General features: G+C 73.4%; 21 protein-coding genes. 6 read left to right on the plus strand and 15 right to left on the minus strand.

The window, feature by feature from the left end:
* Nucleotides 1-15 precede the first annotated feature (15 nt).
* Together AB0E62_RS33210 and AB0E62_RS33215 are read right to left on the minus strand one after the other, a co-directional pair.
* On the minus strand, nt 16-471 hold the full coding sequence (locus AB0E62_RS33210; protein WP_362202358.1) for an ATP-binding protein: 456 nt from the start codon (nt 469-471) through the stop codon (nt 16-18).
* A 155-nt stretch (nt 472-626) separates the two neighbouring features.
* Nucleotides 627-1,037, minus strand: coding sequence for a hypothetical protein (locus tag AB0E62_RS33215; RefSeq protein ID WP_362202361.1), 411 nt, complete (start codon nt 1,035-1,037; stop codon nt 627-629).
* Nucleotides 1,038-1,381: 344 nt separating this feature from the next.
* Between AB0E62_RS33215 and AB0E62_RS33220 the strand changes: the two genes are divergently transcribed.
* Entirely contained in the window at nt 1,382-1,768 is a 387-nt protein-coding gene (locus tag AB0E62_RS33220; protein WP_362202364.1) for a nuclear transport factor 2 family protein, read from the plus strand.
* Between the two features lie 74 nt (nt 1,769-1,842).
* On the opposite strand, the gene mgrA is transcribed toward AB0E62_RS33220, so the two are convergent.
* Nucleotides 1,843-2,835 carry an L-glyceraldehyde 3-phosphate reductase gene (gene mgrA / locus AB0E62_RS33225; RefSeq protein WP_362202367.1) on the minus strand — a complete coding sequence of 331 codons (993 nt, stop codon included), beginning with the start codon at nt 2,833-2,835 and terminating at the stop codon, nt 1,843-1,845.
* Nucleotides 2,836-2,946: 111 nt separating this feature from the next.
* Here mgrA and AB0E62_RS33230 point away from each other — a divergent pair, with 111 nt between their 5' ends.
* Entirely contained in the window at nt 2,947-3,828 is an 882-nt protein-coding gene (locus AB0E62_RS33230) for a LysR substrate-binding domain-containing protein (RefSeq protein ID WP_362202370.1), read from the plus strand.
* A gap of 58 nt (nt 3,829-3,886) precedes the next feature.
* Nucleotides 3,887-4,402: a DUF664 domain-containing protein gene (locus tag AB0E62_RS33235; protein ID WP_362202373.1), complete on the plus strand. Its 516-nt coding sequence runs from the start codon at nt 3,887-3,889 to the stop codon at nt 4,400-4,402.
* Here the strand turns inward: AB0E62_RS33235 and AB0E62_RS33240 are convergent.
* Both AB0E62_RS33240 and AB0E62_RS33245 read right to left on the minus strand, forming a co-directional pair.
* Complete coding sequence (locus AB0E62_RS33240; protein WP_362202376.1) at nt 4,384-5,454, minus strand: adenosine deaminase; 1,071 nt, start codon at nt 5,452-5,454, stop codon at nt 4,384-4,386. The genes AB0E62_RS33235 and AB0E62_RS33240 overlap by 19 nt on opposite strands.
* Nucleotides 5,455-5,491: 37 nt before the next feature.
* Nucleotides 5,492-5,887 carry a VOC family protein gene (locus tag AB0E62_RS33245; protein WP_362202379.1) on the minus strand — a complete coding sequence of 132 codons (396 nt, stop codon included), beginning with the start codon at nt 5,885-5,887 and terminating at the stop codon, nt 5,492-5,494.
* A 248-nt stretch (nt 5,888-6,135) separates the two neighbouring features.
* On the opposite strand from AB0E62_RS33245, the gene AB0E62_RS33250 reads away from it, so the two are divergent.
* A complete protein-coding gene (locus AB0E62_RS33250) occupies nt 6,136-6,594 on the plus strand; it encodes a pyridoxamine 5'-phosphate oxidase family protein (RefSeq protein WP_362202382.1) in 459 nt (152 codons plus the stop codon).
* 1,382 nt (nt 6,595-7,976) lie between these two features.
* Here AB0E62_RS33250 and AB0E62_RS33255 read toward each other — a convergent pair.
* The 3 genes from AB0E62_RS33255 to AB0E62_RS33265 form a co-directional block, all read right to left on the minus strand.
* Nucleotides 7,977-8,882: an aldo/keto reductase gene (locus AB0E62_RS33255; protein ID WP_362202385.1), complete on the minus strand. Its 906-nt coding sequence runs from the start codon at nt 8,880-8,882 to the stop codon at nt 7,977-7,979.
* Between the two features lie 96 nt (nt 8,883-8,978).
* A complete protein-coding gene (locus tag AB0E62_RS33260; protein ID WP_362202528.1) occupies nt 8,979-9,644 on the minus strand; it encodes a chitinase in 666 nt (221 codons plus the stop codon).
* Between the two features lie 239 nt (nt 9,645-9,883).
* Nucleotides 9,884-11,206, minus strand: a complete 1,323-nt coding sequence (locus AB0E62_RS33265) for an aldehyde dehydrogenase family protein (protein WP_362202388.1) — start codon at nt 11,204-11,206, stop codon at nt 9,884-9,886.
* Nucleotides 11,207-11,354: 148 nt separating this feature from the next.
* Here AB0E62_RS33265 and AB0E62_RS33270 point away from each other — a divergent pair, with 148 nt between their 5' ends.
* Nucleotides 11,355-12,491, plus strand: coding sequence for an acyl-CoA dehydrogenase family protein (locus tag AB0E62_RS33270; RefSeq protein WP_362202391.1), 1,137 nt, complete (start codon nt 11,355-11,357; stop codon nt 12,489-12,491).
* Between the two features lie 66 nt (nt 12,492-12,557).
* Here the strand turns inward: AB0E62_RS33270 and AB0E62_RS33275 are convergent, their stop codons facing one another.
* From AB0E62_RS33275 to AB0E62_RS33305, 7 genes are all read right to left on the minus strand, one after another.
* Nucleotides 12,558-13,700 (minus strand): LLM class flavin-dependent oxidoreductase, encoded by a 1,143-nt coding sequence (locus AB0E62_RS33275; RefSeq protein ID WP_362202394.1) that lies wholly within the window; start codon nt 13,698-13,700, stop codon nt 12,558-12,560.
* A gap of 198 nt (nt 13,701-13,898) precedes the next feature.
* Nucleotides 13,899-14,459: an NADPH-dependent FMN reductase gene (ssuE, locus tag AB0E62_RS33280; protein ID WP_362202397.1), complete on the minus strand. Its 561-nt coding sequence runs from the start codon at nt 14,457-14,459 to the stop codon at nt 13,899-13,901.
* A gap of 211 nt (nt 14,460-14,670) precedes the next feature.
* Nucleotides 14,671-14,754, minus strand: coding sequence for a putative leader peptide (locus tag AB0E62_RS33285; RefSeq protein WP_362202531.1), 84 nt, complete (start codon nt 14,752-14,754; stop codon nt 14,671-14,673).
* A gap of 145 nt (nt 14,755-14,899) precedes the next feature.
* A complete protein-coding gene (locus tag AB0E62_RS33290; protein ID WP_362202400.1) occupies nt 14,900-15,076 on the minus strand; it encodes a hypothetical protein in 177 nt (58 codons plus the stop codon).
* A 340-nt stretch (nt 15,077-15,416) separates the two neighbouring features.
* The gene (locus AB0E62_RS33295; RefSeq protein WP_362202403.1) at nt 15,417-15,878 is read right to left on the minus strand and encodes an SRPBCC family protein; all 462 of its coding nucleotides are present in this window, start codon (nt 15,876-15,878) and stop codon (nt 15,417-15,419) included.
* Between the two features lie 33 nt (nt 15,879-15,911).
* Nucleotides 15,912-16,442, minus strand: a complete 531-nt coding sequence (locus tag AB0E62_RS33300) for a GNAT family N-acetyltransferase (protein ID WP_362202406.1) — start codon at nt 16,440-16,442, stop codon at nt 15,912-15,914.
* Nucleotides 16,443-16,498: 56 nt separating this feature from the next.
* Nucleotides 16,499-17,944, minus strand: coding sequence for an APC family permease (locus AB0E62_RS33305; protein WP_362202409.1), 1,446 nt, complete (start codon nt 17,942-17,944; stop codon nt 16,499-16,501).
* Between the two features lie 200 nt (nt 17,945-18,144).
* Here AB0E62_RS33305 and AB0E62_RS33310 point away from each other — a divergent pair, with 200 nt between their 5' ends.
* A complete protein-coding gene (locus AB0E62_RS33310) occupies nt 18,145-20,865 on the plus strand; it encodes an exo-beta-D-glucosaminidase (protein ID WP_362202412.1) in 2,721 nt (906 codons plus the stop codon).
* Nucleotides 20,866-20,886: the final 21 nt, after the last annotated feature.

The raw sequence follows: 20,886 nt of genomic DNA on the forward strand, positions 1-20,886 counted from the left end.
AGGAAGAAGGGACGCTCAGCCCCGGCTCAGGGAGAACACGGCGCGCACCCGCTTGCCCACGGGGACGCGTTCGACGGTGACCTCCGCGGCCAGGGCGTGCACGATCTCCAGCCCGTGCCGCCCGATGCGCTCGGGGTTCTTCGGGAAGCGGCGGGGCAGGGCCGGGCTGCTGTCGTACACGGACACCACGACCGAGCGGTCCGTGCCCTCCAGCTCCAGGATGTACGGCCCGTTGCTGTGCCGGTCGGCGTTGGTGACCAGTTCGCTCACCAGCAGCAGCAGCTCGCCGTCGGCGCGGTCGTCGACGCCGGCGCACCACTCGGTCCGCAGCTGCTGGAGGAACCGCGCGGCGAAGGCGCGCGCCTCCGCGATGCAGCCGGGCGCGCCGGTGTAGTGCGTCGCGCGCCGCAGCGGCTCCACGGGTACGTCGAAGCCAGTCGGTATCACTTCCCCGCCCAGGTGCTCGGTCATGCTGTTTTCTCTCTCGGAAGGGCCCGGTGCGGCCGGTCGCCGTCGCTCCAGTCCTCGTACCCCGAGCCCGGCCCCGCAGTCCCTCCGACGCGTTCGCCCACCGCGCACACCTGTCCCGCGCACACCTGTCGGGGCGGACCCCGCGCGCCCGGCGGTCAGGCGACCGGTACGACCAGGGCCGGTATGGTCCGCTGCATGCGTACGGCGTCGACGGACTCGGCGAGCAGTTCGTACTCGGTGGTGTCGTCGCCGGTCGCGATCCGCACCAGCCTGCCCGCGGCCAGCTCGTCGGCGACCAGTTCCTGCCGGCCCGGGTCGCCGCACCAGGCGCGCAGGACGGCCGGCACGTCGGGCACGGTGTCCGCGACCGGGACCAGCGCGCCGGGCGGGAAGTGCACCGTCTCGGGCCGGGGGTCGAGCCGGTCGGCGATCCAGCTCGCCCGGTCGCGCAGCCACCACAGGGCGAGCGCGAGCGTGGGGGCCCGGTAGGTGCCGAGCGGTACTCCGATGCGCCGGCCGCCGCAGATGCCGTACGCGGTGACATGGCACAGGAACTCGTCGTGCATGCGCCCTCCCCCGTCGCGTCGTTCGCCTGCGGGCCGGCCTCGCTTTCGGTGCGGCTCGTGTGCGCTACGTGATCGGGACCTCGCTGGAAGTGAAGCCCGCACAGTCGAGTATGTTCACTGCTGAATCACTGTCACCATGTCTTTCCGGCCAGTCTGCCGCCATGTTCCGCGGGCGCCCCGGCCGGAACGCGGCGGTGCGGCGACGGTCCTCGGCGCGGCCGGTGTCCGGCCATGACTCCGGAGGTAATCGACGGTCCGGGCCGGTACCGGGCAGGGTTGCCCCACCGGGTCGGCCCAGCGGCGATCCGGGCCCTGACCAGTGACGATCCTCGATGGAGGCTCCCATGTCCGCGACCACCGACCGCCACCGGACCGCCGTGGCCCGCTACTTCGACGCCTGGAACGCTGCCGGGCCCGAGCAGGTGGCGAAGGCGGTGGCCGTCGCCTGGACGGAGGACGGCCGGTACACCGACCCCCTCGCCGACGTCGCCGGGCACGACGGGATCGCGGCCGTCATCGCCGCCGTCCACGAGCGGTTCCCCGGTTTCGTCTTCCGTCCGCTCGGACCCGTCGACGGCCACCACGACACGGCCCGTTTCTCCTGGGAGCTGGTGAGCGAGGCCGGGGAAGGCTCGGCACCGGTCGCCGGGTCCGATGTGATCACACTGGACGCGGACGGCCGTATCCGCTCCGTGCTCGGCTTCCTCGACCGGGTGCCGGCCGGCGCCTGAGGCTCCGCGGACGCGATGAGCCCGGCCGCCGGGGCGGGCGGGCCGGGCTCGTGCGACGTCGGCGCGTCAGGACGTCAGGGGGTGACGATGGCGTCGATGCGGGCCAGTTCCCCGGCGTCGAACTCCAGGTTCCGGACGGCCGCGACGCTGTCCTCGATCTGGCGGACGCTGCTCGCGCCGACGAGCGCGGACGTCACCCGTCCGCCCCGCAGCACCCACGCCAGGGCCAGCTGGGCCAGTGTCTGGCCGCGGGAGGTGGCCAGCTCGTCCAGTGCGCGCAGCCGGGCGACCAGGTCCTCGGTGACCGCGTCCGAGTTCAGGAACGGGCTGTCGCTCGCGGCCCGGGAGTCGTCGGGGATGCCGTCGAGGTAGCGGCCGGTGAGCAGGCCCTGCTCCAGCGGGGAGTAGACGATGGAGCCGATCTGGAGCTCGTCCAGGGTGTCGAGCAGGCCCTCCTGCTCGGGGCGCCGGTCGAGCATCGAGTAGCGCGGCTGGTGGATGAGGAGCGGGGTGCCCAGCTCGCCGAGGATGCGGGCGGCCTCGCGGGTCTGCTCGGCGGAGTAGTTGGAGACGCCGACGTAGAGGGCCTTGCCCTGCTGCACCGCCGTGTGCAGGGCCCCCATCGTCTCCTCCAGCGGAGTGTCCGGGTCCGGGCGGTGCGAGTAGAAGATGTCGACGTGGTCCAGGCCCATCCGCTTCAGGCTCTGGTCCAGCGAACCCAGCAGGTACTTGCGCGAGCCCCACTCGCCGTACGGGCCCGGCCACATCAGATAGCCGGCCTTGGTGGAGATCACCAGCTCGTCACGGTAGCGGGCGAAGTCGTCCTTCAGGGCCGCGCCGAAGGCCGACTCGGCGGCGCCGGGCGGCGGGCCGTAGTTGTTCGCCAGGTCGAAGTGGGTCACGCCGAGGTCGAAGGCGCGGCGCAGGATGGCCCGCTGGGTCTCCACGGGCCGGTCGGGTCCGAAGTTGTGCCACAGGCCGAGCGACAGGGCGGGGAGCTTCAGGCCGCTGCGTCCGGTGCGCCGGTAGGGCATGTCGGCGTAGCGGTCGGGGTGTGCGGTGTACAACGCGACTCCAGAGGGGTTGGCACACGATCTACCGGTGCCACTCTTCCCCGGTCGGTGGGCAGCGGTCCAACAGGAGAATCCGATGAGATTCAGCGGCTAGGCTGCTCAATCATGGAATTGCGCCATCTCCAGCACTTCGTGGCGGTCGCCGAGGACCGGCATTTCACCCGGGCCGCCGAACGCCTGATGGTGTCCCAGTCGGGCCTGTCGGCGTCCATCCGGGCACTGGAGCGGGAGTTGCGGGCGCCGCTGTTCGTGCGGACCACGCGCCGGGTGACGCTGACGGAGGCGGGGCGGGCGCTGCTGGCGGAGGCGGAACGGATCCTGGCCCAGGTGCGGGCGGCGCACGACGCGGTGGCGGCGGTGCAGGGGGTGCTGCGCGGCACGCTGGCCCTCGGCACCGAGCAGTGCATCGCCGGGGTGCGGGTGGCCCCGCTGCTGGCGGCCTTCCGGGGCCGGCACCCCGATGTGGAGATCCGGCTGCGGCAGGCCGGTTCGGGGGAGCTGGCGGAGGAGGTCGCGGCCGGGCGCCTCGACCTGGCCTTCGCCTACCGCACCCGGGCCGACGGCGACCAGCTGCGCTCGGTGCCGCTGACCAGCGAGCCGATGACCGTGCTGTGCCACCCCGGGCACCGGCTCGCCGCGGCGCCGGCCGGGCTCGGCCCGCGGGACCTGATCGGTGAGGTGTTCGTGGACTTCCACCCCGACTGGGGCCCGCGCCGCACCACCGACGCCGCGTTCGCCGCGGCCGGCGTCCGGCGCACCGTCGCGCTGGAGGTCAACGACGTGCACAGTCTGCTGGACCTGGTGGACGAGAACCTGGGGATCGCGGTCGTACCCCGGCACTTCCGTCACAAGCGGCCGGCGCTCACGGCGCTGCCGCTGGAGGGCATGGGCGGGGCGCGGTACGAGACGGTGGCCCTGCTGCCGCCGGAGCGGGCCGCGAGCCCGGCCGCCCGGGCACTGGTCGGTCTGCTCGGCACCGGGTCCTGACGCACCGGCTGACGGATTCCGGGCGCGGGAGCGGCGGCGGTTTGCGATGGTGGTCGGTATGCATGCCAAGGACATCCTCATCGACGGCTACGGCCGCATCCGGGAAGAAGTCCACGCCGCCCTCGACGGCCTCGGCCCCGGGGAGCTGCATCACCGCCCGGCCCCCGACGCCAACACCATCGCCTGGCTGGTCTGGCACCTCACCCGGGTGCAGGACGACCACATCGCCGACGCCTTCGACCTCGACCAGGTCTGGCTCGCCCAGGACTGGCAGAAGCGGTTCGGGCTCGACCTGCCCCGGCACGACACGGGCTACGGGCACACCCCGGCCAAGGTCGCGAAGGTGCGGGTCGAGTCGGCCGGCCTGCTCACCGGGTACTACGACGCCGTCCACGAACAGACCCTCGCTGCCCTGCGCGGCCTGACCGCGGGGGATCTGGAGCGCGTCGTGGACGAGCGCTGGGATCCCCCGGTCAGCCTGGGTGTGCGCCTGGTGAGCGTCCTGTCCGACGATCTCCAGCACGTCGGACAGGCCGGCTACCTCAGGGGGCTGGTTCAGAGCGCCGCGGCGTAACCCGGCAGGACCACGTCCTCGATGAGGGCGGTGCGCTCGTCGAACGGGACGAACGCGCTCTTGAGGGCGTTCACGGTGACCGTGCGCAGGTCCTCCACCGTCCAGCCGGCCTGCTCCACCAGCAGGGACATCTCGCGCGTCATGGTCGTACCCGACACCAGACGGTTGTCGGTGTTCAGGGTGACCCGGAAGCCCAGGTCTTTCAGGGCCGTGACGGGGTGCTCGGCGATGGAGGTGGCGCAGCCGGTCTGGAGGTTGGAGGTGGGGCACATCTCCAGGGCGATCCGGCGGTCGCGCACCCAGGAGGCGAGACGGCCGGGCTTGCCGTCCACGATGTCCTCGGTCAGGCGCACTCCGTGGCCGATGCGCTGGGCGCCGCACACCTGGAGCGCCTGGTGGATGCTGGGCAGGCCATGGGCCTCGCCGGCGTGGATGGTGAAGGGCATGCTCTCGGCGCGCAGGTACGCGAAGGCGTCGAGGTGGTCGGCGGGCGGGAAGCCGTCCTCGGCGCCGGCGATGTCGAAGCCGACGACACCGGCGTCCCGGTAGGCCACGGCGAGTTCGGCGGCCTCGCGGACCCGGTCGAACATGCGCATCCCGCACAGCAGGGTGCCGACCCGGACCGGGGTGCCGGCCGCGGCCGCCTTCGCCATGCCGGCGGCCAGGCCCTCCTGGACGGCCTCGACGACCTCGGGCAGGGTGAGGCCGCCCTTGAGCATCAGCTCGGGGGCGTAGCGCACCTCCGCGTAGACGACTCCGTCGGCGGCGAGGTCGAGGACGTACTCCTCGGCCGTGCGCAGCAGGCCCTCACGGGTCTGCATGACGGCGAGGGTGTGCTCGAAGGTCGCGATGTAGCGGACCAGGTCGCCGGAGTTGGCGGCCTCGACGTACCAGGCGGCCAGCTCGCCGGGGTCGGTGGTGGGCAGGGTGTGGCCGGCCGCGTCGGCGAGTTCGACGACGGTGGCGGGGCGCAGTCCGCCGTCGAGGTGGTCGTGCAGGACCGCCTTGGGGAGCCGGCGGAGGGTCTCGGAGTCGATGCGGGACGCGGTCATGGGCGTGTCGTTTCCTCGGCTGGTGATGCGGGTCGGGTCAGTGGGCGGCGGGCTGGAGCAGGTCCCAGCGGTTGCCGTACAGGTCCTGGAAGACGGCGACCGTGCCGTACGGCTCGTGGCGCGGCTCCTCCAGGAAGGTCACGCCGGCAGCGGTCATCCGGGCGTGGTCGCGGGCGAAGTCGTCGGTGTGCAGGAAGAAGCCCACGCGCCCGCCGGTCTGGTCGCCGATCCGGGCGTGCTGGCCGGCGTCCTTGGCGCGGGCCAGGAGCAGACCGGTGCCGGTCCCCTCGCCGCCGGGCTCCACGACGACCCAGCGCGAGCCGTCGGGGCGCGGGGTGTCCTCGGCGAGCCGGAACCCCAGGGCCTCGGTGTAGAAGCGGATCGCCTCGTCGTAGTCGTGCACGACGAGGGTGACCAGGGCGACGCGACGCATGGGCTACCTTCCGGCTGGGGTGGTTAGCCGGTGAGGTTATACGTAAAACTACACGGACGCCAGTCTGGTTTCTACGCGCGTCACACGGAGTGCCGTGCGGGGCGCCCGGGCGGCCCCCCGGGAAGGCCGCTCGCCCGGACCGTGCCGAGGGGGCGGGCTCACCGGGGGGGACCTACGCCCGGGGACGGAGGCGTGGGGGTCCCCGGGCCGGAGGTGCGGCGGGGTGCGGCCCGGTAGCGTCACCGGGCATGAAGATCGACGAACCGGTCCGTACCCCGGCCCGGCGCAGGAGCGACGTACTGGCCCGGCTGGAGCGGGAGACCGACATCTGGGTGGCGACGGCTGACGCGCACGGTGTGCCGTGCCTCGTGCCGCTGTGGTTCGTCTGGCACGGGGAGTCGTTCTGGCTGTGCACGCGCGGCGCCAATCCCACGGGCCGCAATCTGCGCGACGGCGGCCGGACCCGGCTCGCCCTCGGCCACACCCGGGACGTCGTGCTGATCGACGGTGAGGTGCGGGTCTTCGGCGCCGGGGAGGTGCCGGTGGCGGCGGCCGACGCGTTCGCGGCGAAGACCGGCTGGGATCCGCGTGCGGACAGCCCGGCGTACGTCTACTTCCAGGTACGGCCGGTCGCGGTGCAGGCGTGGCACGGGACGCGCGAGCTGCGCGGCCGGCATCTGATGCGGGACGGCACCTGGCTGGTGTGACCCCGTCCGACGGCCGGCACCCAGCGGGGCCGAGACCGGGCTCCCGCTGGGCCGGGGTGGGGCCGGGCTCCCGCCGGGCCGGGCCGAGACCGGGTTCCGCCGGGCCGGGACGAGGCCGGGCTCCCGCTCGACCGGGTTGAGGTCGGGCTCCGCTCAGTCGGCCCGAAACCGCGAACCGCTGCGCCGGGCCGAGACCGGGCTCCGCTGCGCCACGCCGAGACGAGACTCCCGCTCGGCCGGGGAAGGCCGGGCTCCCGCTCGGGCGGCCCGGGACCGGGCTCCGCTGGGCCGGGCTGACCGGGTTCCGCTGCGCCGGGGTGAGGCCGGGTTCCGCTGTGCCGGGGTGAGGCCGGGTTCCGCTGTGCCGGGACGAGGCCGGGCTCCCGCTCGACCGGGGGGAGGCCGGGCTCCCGCTCGGGCGGCCCGGGACCGGGCTCCGCTGGGCCGGGCTGACCGGGTTCCGCTGCGCCGGGGTGAGGCCGGGTTCCGCTGTGCCGGGACGAGACCAGACTCCCGCTCGACCGGGGGAGGCCGGGCTCCCGCTCGACCAGGGTGAGGCCGGGTTCCGCTGTGCCGGGCCGAGACCAGACTCCCGCTCGACCGGGGGAGGCCGGGCTCCCGCCGGGCCGGGCCGGGACCGGGCTCCGCTGCGCCACGCCGAGACCAGATCCCGCTCGACCGGGGGAGGCCGGGCTCCCGCTCGGCCAGCCCGGGACCGGGCTCCGCTGCGCCGAGCTGACCGGGTCCACTGCGCCGGGCCGGGCTGACGGCGGCCGGGCGCGCGACAGTCCTGGGGCGCAACGGCCCGGGCGCACGACGGCCGGCGGGCCTGCGCGCGGCCTTCGCGGCCGGGTGCGGAAGGGGCGAACCGGCCCGCGTCGGGGCCGGTTCGGCCCGGGCGGCGCAGCGGTCGGCCCGCCGGTGAGGGGCCCGGGATCGGGCGTGCGGGCGGCGGCCGACCGGCCTGCGGTACCCCGGTCCGGCCGCCGCCCACGACACACGGCCGGCCTGCCCGCGATCCCCCGACCGGCCGGACCCACGACGGAACGAGCCCACCAGGCCCGCATTCCGTCCCGCCCACGATGAACGAGCAACCTGTACGAGGCCCGTGGTCGGGCGTGCGAGCGGCGACGAATCGGCCTGTGGGGCCCCGGCCCGACCGCGCCCACGACGGACAACGAGCCCAGCCCGGCCCCGTCCAGCCACGCCCACGACGGACAACGAACCCAGCCCGGCCCCGTCCAGCCACGCCCACGACGGACAACGGGCCCAGCCCGGCCCCGTCCAGCCGGGCCCAAGGCGAACAACCGGCCTGTCCGGGCCCGTGTGCGGGCGGCGGCGGCCTGCGTGTGGCAGGGTCTGTGCCCGCCGTCCCCCGGTGGTCAGCCCGACTGTGTGCGAGCCCGGTCGAGCCGGGCCAGTTCGCCGGCCGTGAGCCGTAGCGCCCCGGCGGCGACGTTCTCGGTCAGGTGGCCGGGGTTGCCGGTGCCCGGGATGGCGAGGACGTGCGGGCCCTGGTGCAGTGTCCAGGCGATGCGGACCTGCGCGGGACTCGCTCCGTGGGCGCGGGCGACGGAGAGCACCGCGTCGTCGTGCGCGGCCGTCGCACCCCGCTCACCGGCCTCCCCGGCGACGGTGTAGAAGGGGATGAAGGCGATACCGCGCTCCCCGCACAGCCGCAGCAGCTCGTCGCCGGCCGGGTCGGGGCGGTCCAGGGCGTACCGGTTCTGGACGGAGACCACCGGGGCGATCTCCAGCGCCTCGGCGAGGTGCCGGGGTTCGACGCCCGAGATGCCGAGGTGCCGGATCAGCCCCGCCGTGCGCAGTTCCGCGAGGGCGCCGAAGTGTTCGGCGATGGAGTCCTGGCTCATCCGGCGGAGGTGGACGACGTCGAGATGGTCCCGACCGAGCTGGCGCAGGTTCTCCTCGACATGGCCGCGCAGTTGGCCGGGGCGGGCGGAGGCGCCCCACTCACCGTGGTAGTCGCGGTAGGGGCCGACCTTGGCGGCGATGACCAGCCCGTCGGGGTAGGGGGACAGCGCGGTGTTGACGAGTTCGTTGGCGGAACGCAGCGAGGAGAAGTAGAAGGCCGCCGTGTCGATGTGGTTCACCCCGAGCTCGACGGCCTTGCGCAGGACGGTCAGGGAGCGTTGCCGGTCGCTGGGGGTGCCGTGGTGGAAGGCGGCGCTGCCCGTCAGCCGCATGGTGCCGAGACCGATGCGGCGGACGGGCAGATCACCCAGCCGGAAGGTGCCGGATGCCTCCGCGGTGATCGTTTCCGTGGTCATCGCCGGAGTCTCGCACACGGCACCCGGCCGTACGTCGGCGGTACGAGCCCGTACCCGTCCGTACGCCGGCGGTACGGGCCGGCGCCCGGCCGCGCGTCAGCAGTACAGATCGGCGCCCGGCGTGACCCCGAGGATCTGGGCGAACCGCTGATAGGCGGAGACCCGGCTCTGCACCTGGGCGGGATTCCTGCCGTCGCATTCCAGCGAGCCGTTGATGCTGCGGATGGTCTGGCCGAAGCCGGCGCCGTTCACCATGGCGTTGTGCGGGGTCATGGTGCCGGGTCCGGACTGTGTGTTCCAGTACCACAGGCCGGTCTTCCAGGCGACGGACGCGTTGGTCCGCACCAGGTCGGGGTTGTTGAGCAGGTCGATGCCGAGCGCGTCGCCGGCGGCCTTGTAGTTGAAGTTCCAGGAGAGCTGGATGGGGCCGCGCCCGTAGTACGCCGCCTGGCCCGCCGGACAGCCGTAGGGGCGGCTCTGGTCGCAGTAGTGCGGGTAGTTGGCGGTGTTCTGCTCGACGACGTACACCAGCCCGCCCGTCTCATGGCTGACGTTGGCGAGGAAGGCGGCGGCCTCCCGCTTCCGCACGGTGTCGCTGCCGGTGTTCGCGAAGGCGGGGTACGCACCGAGCGCGGCGGTCAGGCCGCTGTAGGTGTAGAAGGAGTTCCGGTTCGGGAACATCTGCTGGAACTGGGACTCGCTGACCACGAAACCGGCGGCGGAGGCCGGGGCCGCCTGGAACGCCAGGGCGGAGCCGCCGATCGCGAGCGAGGCCAGGAGCGCGGCGATGCGGTGTGTCGGCACGGACCAACTCCTTTGTCCGGCACGGCCGCGCCCGCCGGAGACGGGAGCGGCCGTGGTGGGGGGTTGGACCCACTCAACCGTCTTGGTATGTACCAGTCAAGGGTTTAGACCAGTCGATCAGACCCGGCCCCGACGGTGAACTGCCGCGCATCGCACGGGAGTCGGGCGCGGCCGGGCCCGAAGCGCCGTGCGGCCGGTCAGTTCAGCGGCTTCGCCAGGACGGCCTTGCGGTGACTGAACGTCTCGATGGAGTAACGGCCGTGGTAGTTGCCCATGCCGCTCTCCCCCACCCCGCCGAACGGCAGGTCGGAGACGGTGAGATGGGCGACGGGCAGGCCGTACCCGAGGCCTCCCGAGGAGGTCTCCGCGGCGATGCGCGCCCGGGTCTCGCCCGACTCGCTGAAGACGTACAGGGCGAGGGGCTTGTCGCGGTCGTTGATGAAGCCGATGGCCTCGTCGAGGCCGGACACGGTGACGATCGGCAGGATCGGACCGAAGATCTCCTCCCGCATGACGGGCGAGTCGGGGTCGACGTCGGCGAGGACGGTCGGCGCGAGGTACTTCGCGGCCCGGTCGCCGGTGCCGCCGACGGCTACCCGGCCGGAGCCGAGCAGGCCGGACAGCCGGTCGAAGTGCCGCTCGTTGACGATCCGGCCGTACTCCGGCGAGCGCGCCGGGTCGGTGCCGAACAGGTTCTCGACCGCGCGGACCAGCGCGGTCTCCAGGGCCGGCGCGGTACCGGGGTCGGTCAGGACGTAGTCGGGGGCGACGCAGGTCTGGCCCGCGTTGAGGAACTTGCCGCGGGCGAGCCGGTCCGCGACCGCCTCCAGGTCGGTGCCCCGGTCCACGAACACCGGGGACTTGCCGCCCAGTTCGAGGGTGACGGGGGTGAGGTGCTCGGCGGCGGCCCGCATGACGACACGGCCGACGGTGCCGTTGCCGGTGTAGAAGATGTGGTCGAACCGCTCGGCCAGCAGGGCCGTGGTCTCCGGGACGCCGCCCTCGACGACGGCGACGGCGTCCGCGTCCAGATAGGCCGGGATCAGCTCGGCCAGCGCCGCGGAGGTGGCCGGCGCCAGCTCGCTCGGCTTGGCGACGACCGCGTTGCCGGAGGCCAGGGCGCCGACCATGGGGGCGAGCAGGAGCTGCGCCGGGTAGTTCCAGGGCGCGATGACGAGGACGACGCCGAGCGGGTCGTACTGCGTCCAGGCCGTGGCGTCGGCGCCCAGGTGCGGCGGGACCGGCGCGGGCTCGGGGCGCAGCCAGTCCGCCAGGTGTTCCAGGGTGTGGTCGATCTCGCGGACGGTGAAGTCGATCTCGGTGCGGTAGGCCTCGGTGTCGCTCTTGCCCAGGTCGGCGCGGAGGGCGGCGGCGAGGTCGGCGCCGCGCTCCGTGAGCAGGGCGCGCATCGCGCGCAACTGGCCGGTACGCCAGTCGACGGACTTGGTGCGGCCGGTGGCGAAGGTGGCGCGCAGCCGGGCCACGACGCCGGCGGGCTGCTCGGGCAGGGAGTGGTTCACGGTGCCTCGGGTGGATCGGTAGGTCTGTCGGATGCATTTAGCAACCTTTCAGGTCCTCAAGTTCATTCCGGCGGCACCCCCCGGGTGACGAGGGTCACGCCGGGTGCCGGCGGGGCGAACCGTTCGGCGGCCCGGAAGAATCTTCCGCATGGACACCGCCCCGCATCCCCTCGTCGTCCGCGCCCGCCGGCTCGCCGCGGACCTGCTCGTCCCCGAGGCCGAGCGGGTCGACCAGGAGGGCATGCCGCCGGGTCACATCGAGGCGGTGAAGCGGTCGGGCCTGCTCGGGGTCACCGCGCCGGCGGACCACGGGGGCGCTCAGGCGCCGCCCGCCGTGGCGCGGGAGGTCGCGGAGATCCTCGCCGGGGCGTGCGGTGCTACCTGGTTCGTGCAGACCCAGCACCACACACCGGTGCAGACCCTGGTGCGCAGCGAACAGCCGGTGCGCGAGCGGCTGTTGGGGCCGTTGTCCCGCGGGGAACTGCTGTCCGGGGTGGCGTACGCGCACCTGCGGTCGTATCCGCGCCGCCCGGTGCGGGTCCGGCCGGAGCGCGGCGGCTGGCGGTTCGACGGGACGGTGCCCTGGTACACGGGCTGGGGTCTGAACGACGTGATGCTGCTGGCCGGGGTCACCGACTCCGGCGAGGTGCTGTTCGCCTTCACCGAGGCCCGTGCACAGCCGGGCCTGCGGGCCTCGGCACCGATGCGGCTGGCCGCCCTCACCGCCGCGCGCACGGTGTCCCTGGAACTGGACGGGCTCTGGCTGCCCGCCGAGGCGGTGGCACTGCGTACGCCGTACGACCGCTGGGCCGCCGAGGACCGGGTCAAGACCCTGGGCACCAGCCCGGCGGTCTTCGGCGTGACGGAGGCCGCGCTCTCCCTCCTGGACGCCGGCCCGGCCGCCCCGCTCCGCTCCCGCCTCGCCGGGATCCGCCGCAGGGCGTACGCACTGGCGGACGCGCCGGTCCCGCAGGGCCGCACGGACCGGCCGGCCGGGGTGCCGGCGCCGGGCGAGACGGCCGGTGCGGAGCCGGGAGCGCCGGATGTGCGGGCCGGCGAGCGGCTGGCGGTGCGCGCGGAGGCCTACGAGGTGCTGCGTACGGCGACCACGGCGGCGGTGGTGGCCGGCGGCGGCCGCGCGATGGCGCTGACGAGCCGCGCCCAACGCCTCGCCCGGGAGGGGCTGTTCCTCCTCGTGCAGGGCCAGACCGCCGAGTCCCGCGCGGCCCATCTGCGGGCACTGGGCGGGGCACCGGCCGGCACCGGGGAACGGAACGGCACCTGAGACACGGGGCCGGCGGCCGGCGGCACACCTGCCCGCGCCCCTCCCTTCGCAGGACGCGCGCCGTGATCAGATCGCGACCGGCACCCGCGGGGCGGCGGCGGACGCCGGTCCGCCGGGGTGGGTCCACAGTCCCTGCGCGGCGAGCCGGGGCAGGACGCCCTCGCCGAACCAGTAGGCCTCCTCCAGGTGCGGATAGCCGGAGAGGACGAACTCGTCGATGCCGAGGGCGTGGTACTCCTTGATCCGCTCGGCCACCTCCTCATGGCTGCCGACCAGCGCCGTCCCCGCACCGCCCCGCACCAGCCCGATGCCGGCCCACAGGTTGGGGTGGATCTCCAGGCCGTCCCGGCTGCCGCCGTGCAGCGCGAGCATGCGCCGCTGCCCCTCCGACTCGCTGCGCGCGAGGCCCTCCTGCACGGACCGTACGGTCTCCGGGTCGAAGCCGTCGAGCAGCCGGTCCGCCTCCGCCCAGGCCTGTGCCGCCGTGTCGCGGGTGATGACGTGCAGCCGGATCCCGAACCGCAGGGTACGGCCGTGCGCGGCGGCCAGCTCACGGATCCAGGCGATCTTCCCGGCGACCTGCGCGGGCGGCTCGCCCCAGGTGAGGTACACGTCGGCGTACCGGGCCGCGACCTCCCCGGCGGCCGGTGAGGACCCGCCGAAGTACACCTCGGGCACCGGATCGGGCACCCGGCTGAGCCGCGCCTCCTCCACCCGCAGGTGCTCCCCGTGCAGGTCGACGCTCTTGCCCTCCCACAACTCCCGTACGACGTGCAGGAATTCGCCGGTACGGCGGTACCTGGCCGGCTTGTCGAGGAAGTCTCCGTACGCCCGCTGTTCCCGGCTCTCGCCACCGGTGACGACGTTGAGCAGCAGCCGTCCCCCGGTCTGCCGCTGGAACGTGGCCGCCATCTGCGCGGCGAGCGTCGGCGAGACGAAGCCGGGCCGGAAGGCCACCAGGAACTTCAGCCGTTCGGACTGCTGGCTGACCATGGCGGTGGTCAGCCACGCGTCCTCGCACCAGGCGCCGGTCGGGGTGAGGGCGGCCACGAAGCCGAGGGACTCGGCGGCGCGCGCGATCTGGCTCAGATAGGCGACCGTCGGCGGCCGGTCCCGGCCGGAGGCGGTCGCCGGGGTGCCGTGGCCGCCGCCGACCACATCACGGCTGTCACCGTTGGTGGGCAGGAACCAGTGGAAGGTGAGGGACACGGGGGTCTCCGATCGCTTGTGTCCGTGGGAGGAAGCGGGTGCGCGCCCGCATGCGGGGGGGCATGGACGACAGCGTGCCGACGACGCGGAACGGCGCCGGCCCTGAAGGCGGCGCCACCCGCCGGGAACCGGCAGGTACCGTCCGGACCCCGGCAGCCCCCGCGTGCGGCGAAGGGGCGCCGGTCGCGGCCGGGCCGTTCAGCTCGCGGTCGCCGCCGCCAGTACAGGAGTGCGGTCCAGGGCGGCGGCGAACTGGTCCACCACATGCCCCAGGGCCTCGGCGGTGGCCGGTGCGACGGCCAGGGAGCCGTCCTCCCGCACGGTGATGTCTTTGTCGAGGGTGAACCAGCCCTGGACTATGTGCGCGGCACCCATGGAGTTCAGCACCGGCCGGAGGGCGTAGTCGATGGCGAGGACATGTGCGGTGGAGCCGCCGGTGGCGAGCGGGAGGACGGTCTTCCCGGCGAGCGCGTACTGCGGGAGCAGGTCCAGGAGCGCCTTGAGGACACCGGAGTACGACGCCTTGTAGACGGGGGTGCCGACCACGACGCCGTCGGCGCGGGCGAACAGCCCGGCGGCCTCCACTATGGCGGGGTGCCGGAAGTCCGCGCCGAGCAGCGCCTCGGCCGGGACGGCACGGACGTCGAGGGGGATCACCTCGTGGCCCTGGGCGATGAGCCGCTGGTCCAGGTGGCGCAGCAGGAGGCCGGTGCGCGAGGAGACGGAGGGGCTGCCGGAGACGGACAGGACGGTGGCCATGGGTGTCTCGTTTCTGGGGTGCGCCGGACGGCCGTACGCGCGTCGGGCGCCCCGGGGAGAAGGCGGTCGGGAGCACCGCCTGCCGAGCCGGACCGGGCACGCGGAACCCCTGGTGCTGAAGCGCTCGACGGGACGCCGGGCACACCGACTCCGGAGGAACCGGAGGGAGTTGGGGTGTGCCGGAGCCCCGGAGGAGAAGGCAGGGGGCGGATCAGACCGCGGCGCGACAGGAGGCGCTGGAGACGCGTGCGAGATCGACATGGCGTCGCCGCGTGAGATCCAGTCGCATGGTCATGCCATCGATCGTGGCAGCAGCCCACGACGGCAGTCAAGAAGATCCGGCCCGTTCTCGCATCGCGGACCGGTGCCTGCCGCGGAGGTCGCTCGCGAGCCCGGCGGCCCGGAGTCCGGGCCGATCTCCCGTCCGGACGGCCGGGGGCTCAGGCCCCGCCGTCCTCCTCCTGGCCCTCGACCACCACCAGGAAGGCGTCCGACTTCAGGTCCATCACCACGGTCGCCGGTTCACCCTCGGCACGTCGGGCGGCGGCATATTCCTCCGCGGGCCACGATCCACGCGGAGCCCCGGCGGGAAAACGCTCCAGCACCTTCGCACTCATCACGGCGGCCACCTCCTGCTTCGCCGGCCCGAACGGCGGACCCGGACGGAATGTACGGGTTGTACTGATCCGCTTGCCCCGGATCGACGAGGTCATGCCACGGAAACGGCACCCGACCGCACACCACCCACCCTCTACACATAAGCGGGAAATGACTGCAAAATGGTCATAGAGCCCGGAATGCGGCCCGCGCCTCCCGCGGGCCGGGGCCGTGGATCCGGACCGCGGACCCACCGCAGACCACGGAAGAGAAGACCGAGGGAAGGAGACGAGGACATCGGCAAGGAAGAAGAACAGCGAGGCCGGTCCGCCGGACGGACCGGCCTCCCCTCGTTCCCGGTCAGCCCGGCGGCATCCGCCACGGTTCCTGCGGCAGGGGCCGTCCGGTCTCCAGCAGCGACTTCAGGTTGGACAGCACGGCCGGCCAGCCGGACGCGACGGCGGAACGCTCGTCCTCGTCGCCGAGATCCTCGTGCGTGACGGTCAGCCGGACGATGTCCTCGTACGGCCGGATCTCGAAGGCGACCCGGGAGTGCCGGTCCTCATGGCCCTCCTCGCCGGGCGCGGCCCACGTGAACACCAGCCGGGCCGGCGGCTCGCTCTCCACCACCCGGCCGGTCACGTCGGCGACGCCGGACCCGTCGGTGCGCACATGCTCCCAGCGGGAGCCGGGCCTCCAGTCGGACACATTGCGGTGCCCCCAGTAGACGGCCGTCAGGCCGGCGTCGGTGAGCGCCTCCCAGACCTTTGCGGGAGTGCTCGCGACATAGGTGACGTAGCGGAAGCCGGGTGGGTCGGTCATGGTCTGCCAAGGTCGGTGACGTGATCGTCCGTGTCAAAGGTCCGCGTCGGGTCCGGCGGGCACGGTGAGGGAGATCCACACGTCCGGCGGCAGCTCCGGCCGGCCCGGCACCGGACGCGGCTCGCGGGTCCAGGCGTCGCCGGCGAGGTCCGTGGCCACCCGGGGCCAGAAGCGGGCGGCCGCCGGGTTGTCCTCCTGGAAGGCGATCTCCCACCGCCCGGGATGCCGGGTGAGCACCTCGCGCGCGGCCCGCAGCCCGATGCCCCGGCGCCGGGCACCGCGCACCACGAAGAAACTGTTCAGGACGTGCACCGGACCGTCGAGCCCACGCACGAAGGCCAGCCCCGCCGGGCGGTCGTCGCGGGTCAGCAGGTACGGTGCCCAGCCGGGCCGGGTGAACGCGGACGTCACCCACTCGCTCCGGAAGGTGCCGTCGGCGGCGGGCAGGACGCCCTGGTGCTCGGAGAGGTCGTGGCGGAACATCAGCCACAGCCGTTCCACGGCGGGCCGGTCGTCCAGGGTGGCGGGGCGGACGGCGAGGTCCGCGGTCGTGTTCTCGGTCATGAACGACAGCGTCCCCGGCGGATCGCGGTCCGTCCGGGGAGTCTGTGTCCGTAACTCTAGCTCATTTCAAGGGCGTTGGGGGTGGCGTCGAGGTCCTCACCGGTCTCCTTCGGGCCGAACGGCCAGACCCTCTCGTGCCGCGCCCATGCCAGGAAGGCCACGCAGCCCAGGGCCAGCCAGGCCAGGGACCACTCGACGGGATGGCGGCCCGGGGTGTTGTGGTCGGCGTAGCCGTAGATCACGCACCAGCCGGTGAAGGCGACGACGCTCGGCACGGGGTACAGCCACATCCGGTAGGGGCGGGGCAGGTCCGGCCGGCGCCTGCGCAGGACCGTCAGCGCGACGATCTGGGCCAGCGCCTGCACGATCACCATCACCGTGGTGAGCAGCTGGATCAGGGTGGCGAGGTCGGTGTGGCGGCCGACCAGGAAGCCCGCGGCGGTGATCACGCCCATGGTGGCCAGGCCGGACACCGGGAACCGGTGCCTGGGGTGCAGCTTCCCGTACGCCCGGAAGAAGACCCGGTCGCGGGCGGCGTCGTAGGGCACCCGGGAGCCGCCCAGCAGGCCGGTGAAGACGGAGGCGAACGCGGTGACGAGGATCAGTACGGTCACCGTGTCCGCCGCGCCCCCGCCCCAGGTGTCCTCCAGCACCGCGGAGGCCACCGAGGTGGAGGCGATGTCGTGCGGGTCGGTCATCCGGTGCCAGTCGACCACGCCGAGGGTGCCGATCTGGAGCAGCAGGTAGATCGCCATGATGCCGAGGATCGAGAAGAGGACGGAGCGCGGCAGGGTGCGGCCGGGGTCCTTGATCTCGGCGCCCAGGTAGGCGGTGGTGTTGTAGCCCAGGTAGTCGTAGATGCCGATGGTCAGGCCCGCGGCGAAGCCCGGCCAGTACTGGTTGCTCATCACATGAAAAGCGCCCTCGGGGTAGGTGAAGGCCATGTGTGGGCTGAAATGAGTGGTCGCGGCGATGATCACCAGCAGTACTGAGGTGATCATCACCGTCCACATCACGGCCGTGATCCGGGCGATGTGCTCGATGCCGCGCCAGAGCAGGAGCACCACCAGCGCGATGACCCCGAGGCCGGTCAGGTCACCGGCCGTCCGGCCGAGGCCGGGGACGAGATAGCCGAGGTACTGGACGAAGCCGACCACACCCGTGGACATGATCAGCGGGATGAACAGCATGGCCGTCCACACGAACAGAAAGGGCATCAGACGGCCGGTGCGGTGGCGGAACGCCTGGCGCAGATAGACGTAACTGCCGCCGGAGCCGGGCAGGGCGGCGCCCAGTTCGGCCCAGACGAGTCCGTCGCACAGGGCCAGGACCGCGCCCGCGACGAAGCCGGTGACCGCTTGCGGGCCGCCGAACGCGGCGACCATCAGCGGGATCGTCACGAACGGGCCGATGCCGCACATCTGGCTCATGTTGATCGCCGTGGCCTGGAACAGGCCGACACGGCGGACGAAACCACCCGTGGGCGGCGGGCTACCGGACAATGGGGCCTCCTGACACGACGTGCGTCCGACGCCCCCGGGGATGACTGACCTTCCGTCAAACCCACGACGACGAAACGATCCTGCCCAAGCCGGCGGCGTCCTGTGCCGGTCTCCGCGAGGCTCGTTGACAGTGTCCGGGGCGCGACCTAGCGTGACCCAGGTTAGTAAAGTTTCCTAACTTTACGAGGCTGGAGACCGCCGTGTTCCCTCGCCCCACCCGCCGGCTCCCCCTGGCCGCCGCGGCGCTTCTCGCCCTGGGCGGCGCCCTGACCACCGGCGCCTGGGCCGGCCGCGGGCAGGCGACCGAACCCCACCGGCCCGACCACCGCGTCACCCCCGTCCCCTCCGCCGCAGGCACCAGCACCCCGCTGTCCGGCTATGTCATCCAGTCCGCCGCGAAGGTGGCCGACCCGGCGGCGGCCGTGTCCTCCCCCGGCTATCCGGCGCGGAACTGGTACCCGGCCGGCCCCCGTTCCACCGTGCTGGCCGCGCTGCTGGCGAACGGCGTGTATCCCGACCCGTTCCGCTCCACCAACCAGCGGCAGATCCCGCGCGCCGACTTCGACGTGCCGTGGTGGTACCGCTCGGACTTCGCGGTCGAGGACACCACGCGGCGCACCTTCCTGGACTTCAGCGGAATCGTCTCGGCGGCCGATGTCTATGTGAACGGCCGCCTGGTGGCACCGGCCTCGCGGGTCACCGGCGCCTACACCCGCCATGAGCTGGACATCACCCCGCTGGTCAGGGCGGGCACCAACACGGTCGCCTTCCGGGTGCGGCCGAACGACCCGAACCGGGACCTGACCATGGGCTGGCTCGACTGGCTCCAGCCGCCGCCCGACCGGAACATGGGCCTGGTCCGGGACGTCCTGGTGCGCAGGGGCGGCCCGGTCGCGCTGCGCGACGCGCACGTGGTCACCAGGCTGGCCGTGCCCTCGCTCGCCACCGCCGACCTGACGGTCAGGGCCCAGGTCCGCAACGACACGGGCGGCGCGGTCACCACGGAGGTCACCGGCAGTGTCGGCGCCATCCGGTTCACCCGGACGGTGACGCTCGGCGCGCACGAGTCGAAGACGCTCTCCTTCTCCCCCGCCGACGTCCCCGGCCTGCGCCTCACCCGCCCGAAGGTGTGGTGGCCGGCCGGGATGGGCAGGCAGCCGCTGTACGACCTGGACCTCACCGCCACCGTGGCCGGCACCCCGTCGGACACCGCGCACGAGACCTTCGGCATCCGTGACGTGCGGGCCCCGTTGAACTCCGACGGCGCCCGCCAGTACCGCGTCAACGGCCGCCCGCTGCTGGTCAAGGGCGGCGGCTGGTCCCCGGACGAGTTCCTGCGCTGGGACCGCGGCTACACCGAGGACCGCCTGATGTACGCCCTGGACCTCGGCCTGAACACCCTGCGCCTGGAGGGCCACCTGGAGCCGGACGAGTTCTTCGACCTCGCCGACCGCTACGGTGTGCTGGCCCTGCCCGGCTGGGAGTGCTGCGACAAGTGGGAGGGCGACGTCAACCCCAACGGGTCCGGCGAGCCGTGGTCCGGCGCCGACCACACCGTGGCGCGGGCGTCCATGGCCGCCGAGGCCGCCCGGCTGCGCGACCACCCGAGCGTGCTGTCCTTCCTGATCGGCAGCGACGCCGCGCCGGACGCCACCATCGAGAAGGGCTACCTGGACGCCCTGGAGGCGGCCGACTGGCCCGTCCCCGTGGTCCCCGCCGCCTCCGACACGTCGTCCCCGCGGCTCGGCGACTCGGGCATGAAGATGACGGGCCCCTACGACTGGGTGCCGCCCGGCTACTGGTACGCCAAGCGCGAGGGCGGGGCCACCGGCTTCAACTCCGAGACCAGCGCGGGCCCGAGCATCCCCACCCTGGACACCCTGCGCCGGATGATGACACCGGCCGAGCTCGACACCCTGTGGAAGGATCCGGACGCCCGCCAGTACCACCGTTCGCCGTCCGTCACCTTCGGCACGCTGAAGATCTACGACGAGGCGCTCACCGGCCGCTACGGCGCCCCGTCGGGCCTCACCGACTACGTCCGCAAGGCGCAGCTGGCCCAGTACGAGACCGTACGCGCCCAGTTCGAGGCGTACCGGCGCAACGCGACCGACGCCGAGCGGCCCGCCACCGGGGTCGTGCACTGGATGTTCAACAGCGGCTGGCCGTCCCTGCACTGGCAGCTGACGGATCGCTATCTCGACCAGAACGGCTCCTACTTCGGCGCGAAGAAGGCCAACGAGCCGCTGCACGTGCAGTTCTCCTACGACGACCGCTCCGTCGTGGTGGTGAACGACCGGACGGCTTCCGCCCGGGGCCTGACCGCGCGGGCCACGCTGTTCGACCCCGACGGGACCCGCAGGTACGACAGGAGCGCGGGCGGGGTGACGGTGAACGGCGGCGGGGCGCACGCCACCGCGCTGACCCTGCCGTCCCCGGCCGGCGGGGCGGCACGCACCCAGTTGCTGCGGCTGGTGCTGACGGACGCGGGCGGCAAGGTGGTGAGCCGGAACGTGTACTGGCTCTCCGCCCGGCCCGACACCCTCGACTGGAGCGGCACCACCTGGTACTACACCCCGACGACGGAGTACGCCGACCTGACCGGGCTGGCCTCGATGGCCCGGGTGCCGGTGGCGGCGACGGCGGTCACCCGCGCGTCGAAGGGCCTGTCGACCACCACGGTGACCCTGCGCCACGGCGGGAGCGGGACGACTCCGGCGCTGCTGACGGACGTCGACGTGGTGGGTGCGCGGGGCGGGCCGGTGCTGCCGGTGCGCTGGTCGGACAACCAGGTGAGCCTGTGGCCGGGCGAGTCCGTGACGGTGACCGCCACCTACCGGACCGCCAGCCTGCGGGGCGCGGCACCGCGTGTGCGGGTGGCCGGCTGGAACACTCCGGAGACGACGGTCCCGGCGGCCTGACGGAAGCGGGGGCGGCCCCGT

Source organism: Streptomyces sp. NPDC038707, assembly GCF_040636485.1.
Lineage (GTDB): Bacteria > Actinomycetota > Actinomycetes > Streptomycetales > Streptomycetaceae > Streptomyces.

What these genes read in the sequence shown, in the direction of transcription:
- AB0E62_RS33210 (WP_362202358.1), bottom strand. Translation starts at nt 471, where the DNA reads ATGACCGAGCACCTGGGCGGGGAAGTGATACCGACTGGCTTCGACGTA.
- AB0E62_RS33215 (WP_362202361.1), bottom strand. Translation starts at nt 1,037, where the DNA reads ATGCACGACGAGTTCCTGTGCCATGTCACCGCGTACGGCATCTGCGGC.
- AB0E62_RS33220 (WP_362202364.1), top strand. Translation starts at nt 1,382, where the DNA reads ATGTCCGCGACCACCGACCGCCACCGGACCGCCGTGGCCCGCTACTTC.
- AB0E62_RS33230 (WP_362202370.1), top strand. Translation starts at nt 2,947, where the DNA reads ATGGAATTGCGCCATCTCCAGCACTTCGTGGCGGTCGCCGAGGACCGG.
- AB0E62_RS33235 (WP_362202373.1), top strand. Translation starts at nt 3,887, where the DNA reads ATGCATGCCAAGGACATCCTCATCGACGGCTACGGCCGCATCCGGGAA.
- AB0E62_RS33240 (WP_362202376.1), bottom strand. Translation starts at nt 5,454, where the DNA reads ATGACCGCGTCCCGCATCGACTCCGAGACCCTCCGCCGGCTCCCCAAG.
- AB0E62_RS33245 (WP_362202379.1), bottom strand. Translation starts at nt 5,887, where the DNA reads ATGCGTCGCGTCGCCCTGGTCACCCTCGTCGTGCACGACTACGACGAG.
- AB0E62_RS33250 (WP_362202382.1), top strand. Translation starts at nt 6,136, where the DNA reads ATGAAGATCGACGAACCGGTCCGTACCCCGGCCCGGCGCAGGAGCGAC.
- AB0E62_RS33255 (WP_362202385.1), bottom strand. Translation starts at nt 8,882, where the DNA reads ATGACCACGGAAACGATCACCGCGGAGGCATCCGGCACCTTCCGGCTG.
- AB0E62_RS33270 (WP_362202391.1), top strand. Translation starts at nt 11,355, where the DNA reads ATGGACACCGCCCCGCATCCCCTCGTCGTCCGCGCCCGCCGGCTCGCC.
- ssuE (WP_362202397.1), bottom strand. Translation starts at nt 14,459, where the DNA reads ATGGCCACCGTCCTGTCCGTCTCCGGCAGCCCCTCCGTCTCCTCGCGC.
- AB0E62_RS33285 (WP_362202531.1), bottom strand. Translation starts at nt 14,754, where the DNA reads ATGACCATGCGACTGGATCTCACGCGGCGACGCCATGTCGATCTCGCA.
- AB0E62_RS33290 (WP_362202400.1), bottom strand. Translation starts at nt 15,076, where the DNA reads ATGAGTGCGAAGGTGCTGGAGCGTTTTCCCGCCGGGGCTCCGCGTGGA.
- AB0E62_RS33295 (WP_362202403.1), bottom strand. Translation starts at nt 15,878, where the DNA reads ATGACCGACCCACCCGGCTTCCGCTACGTCACCTATGTCGCGAGCACT.
- AB0E62_RS33300 (WP_362202406.1), bottom strand. Translation starts at nt 16,442, where the DNA reads ATGACCGAGAACACGACCGCGGACCTCGCCGTCCGCCCCGCCACCCTG.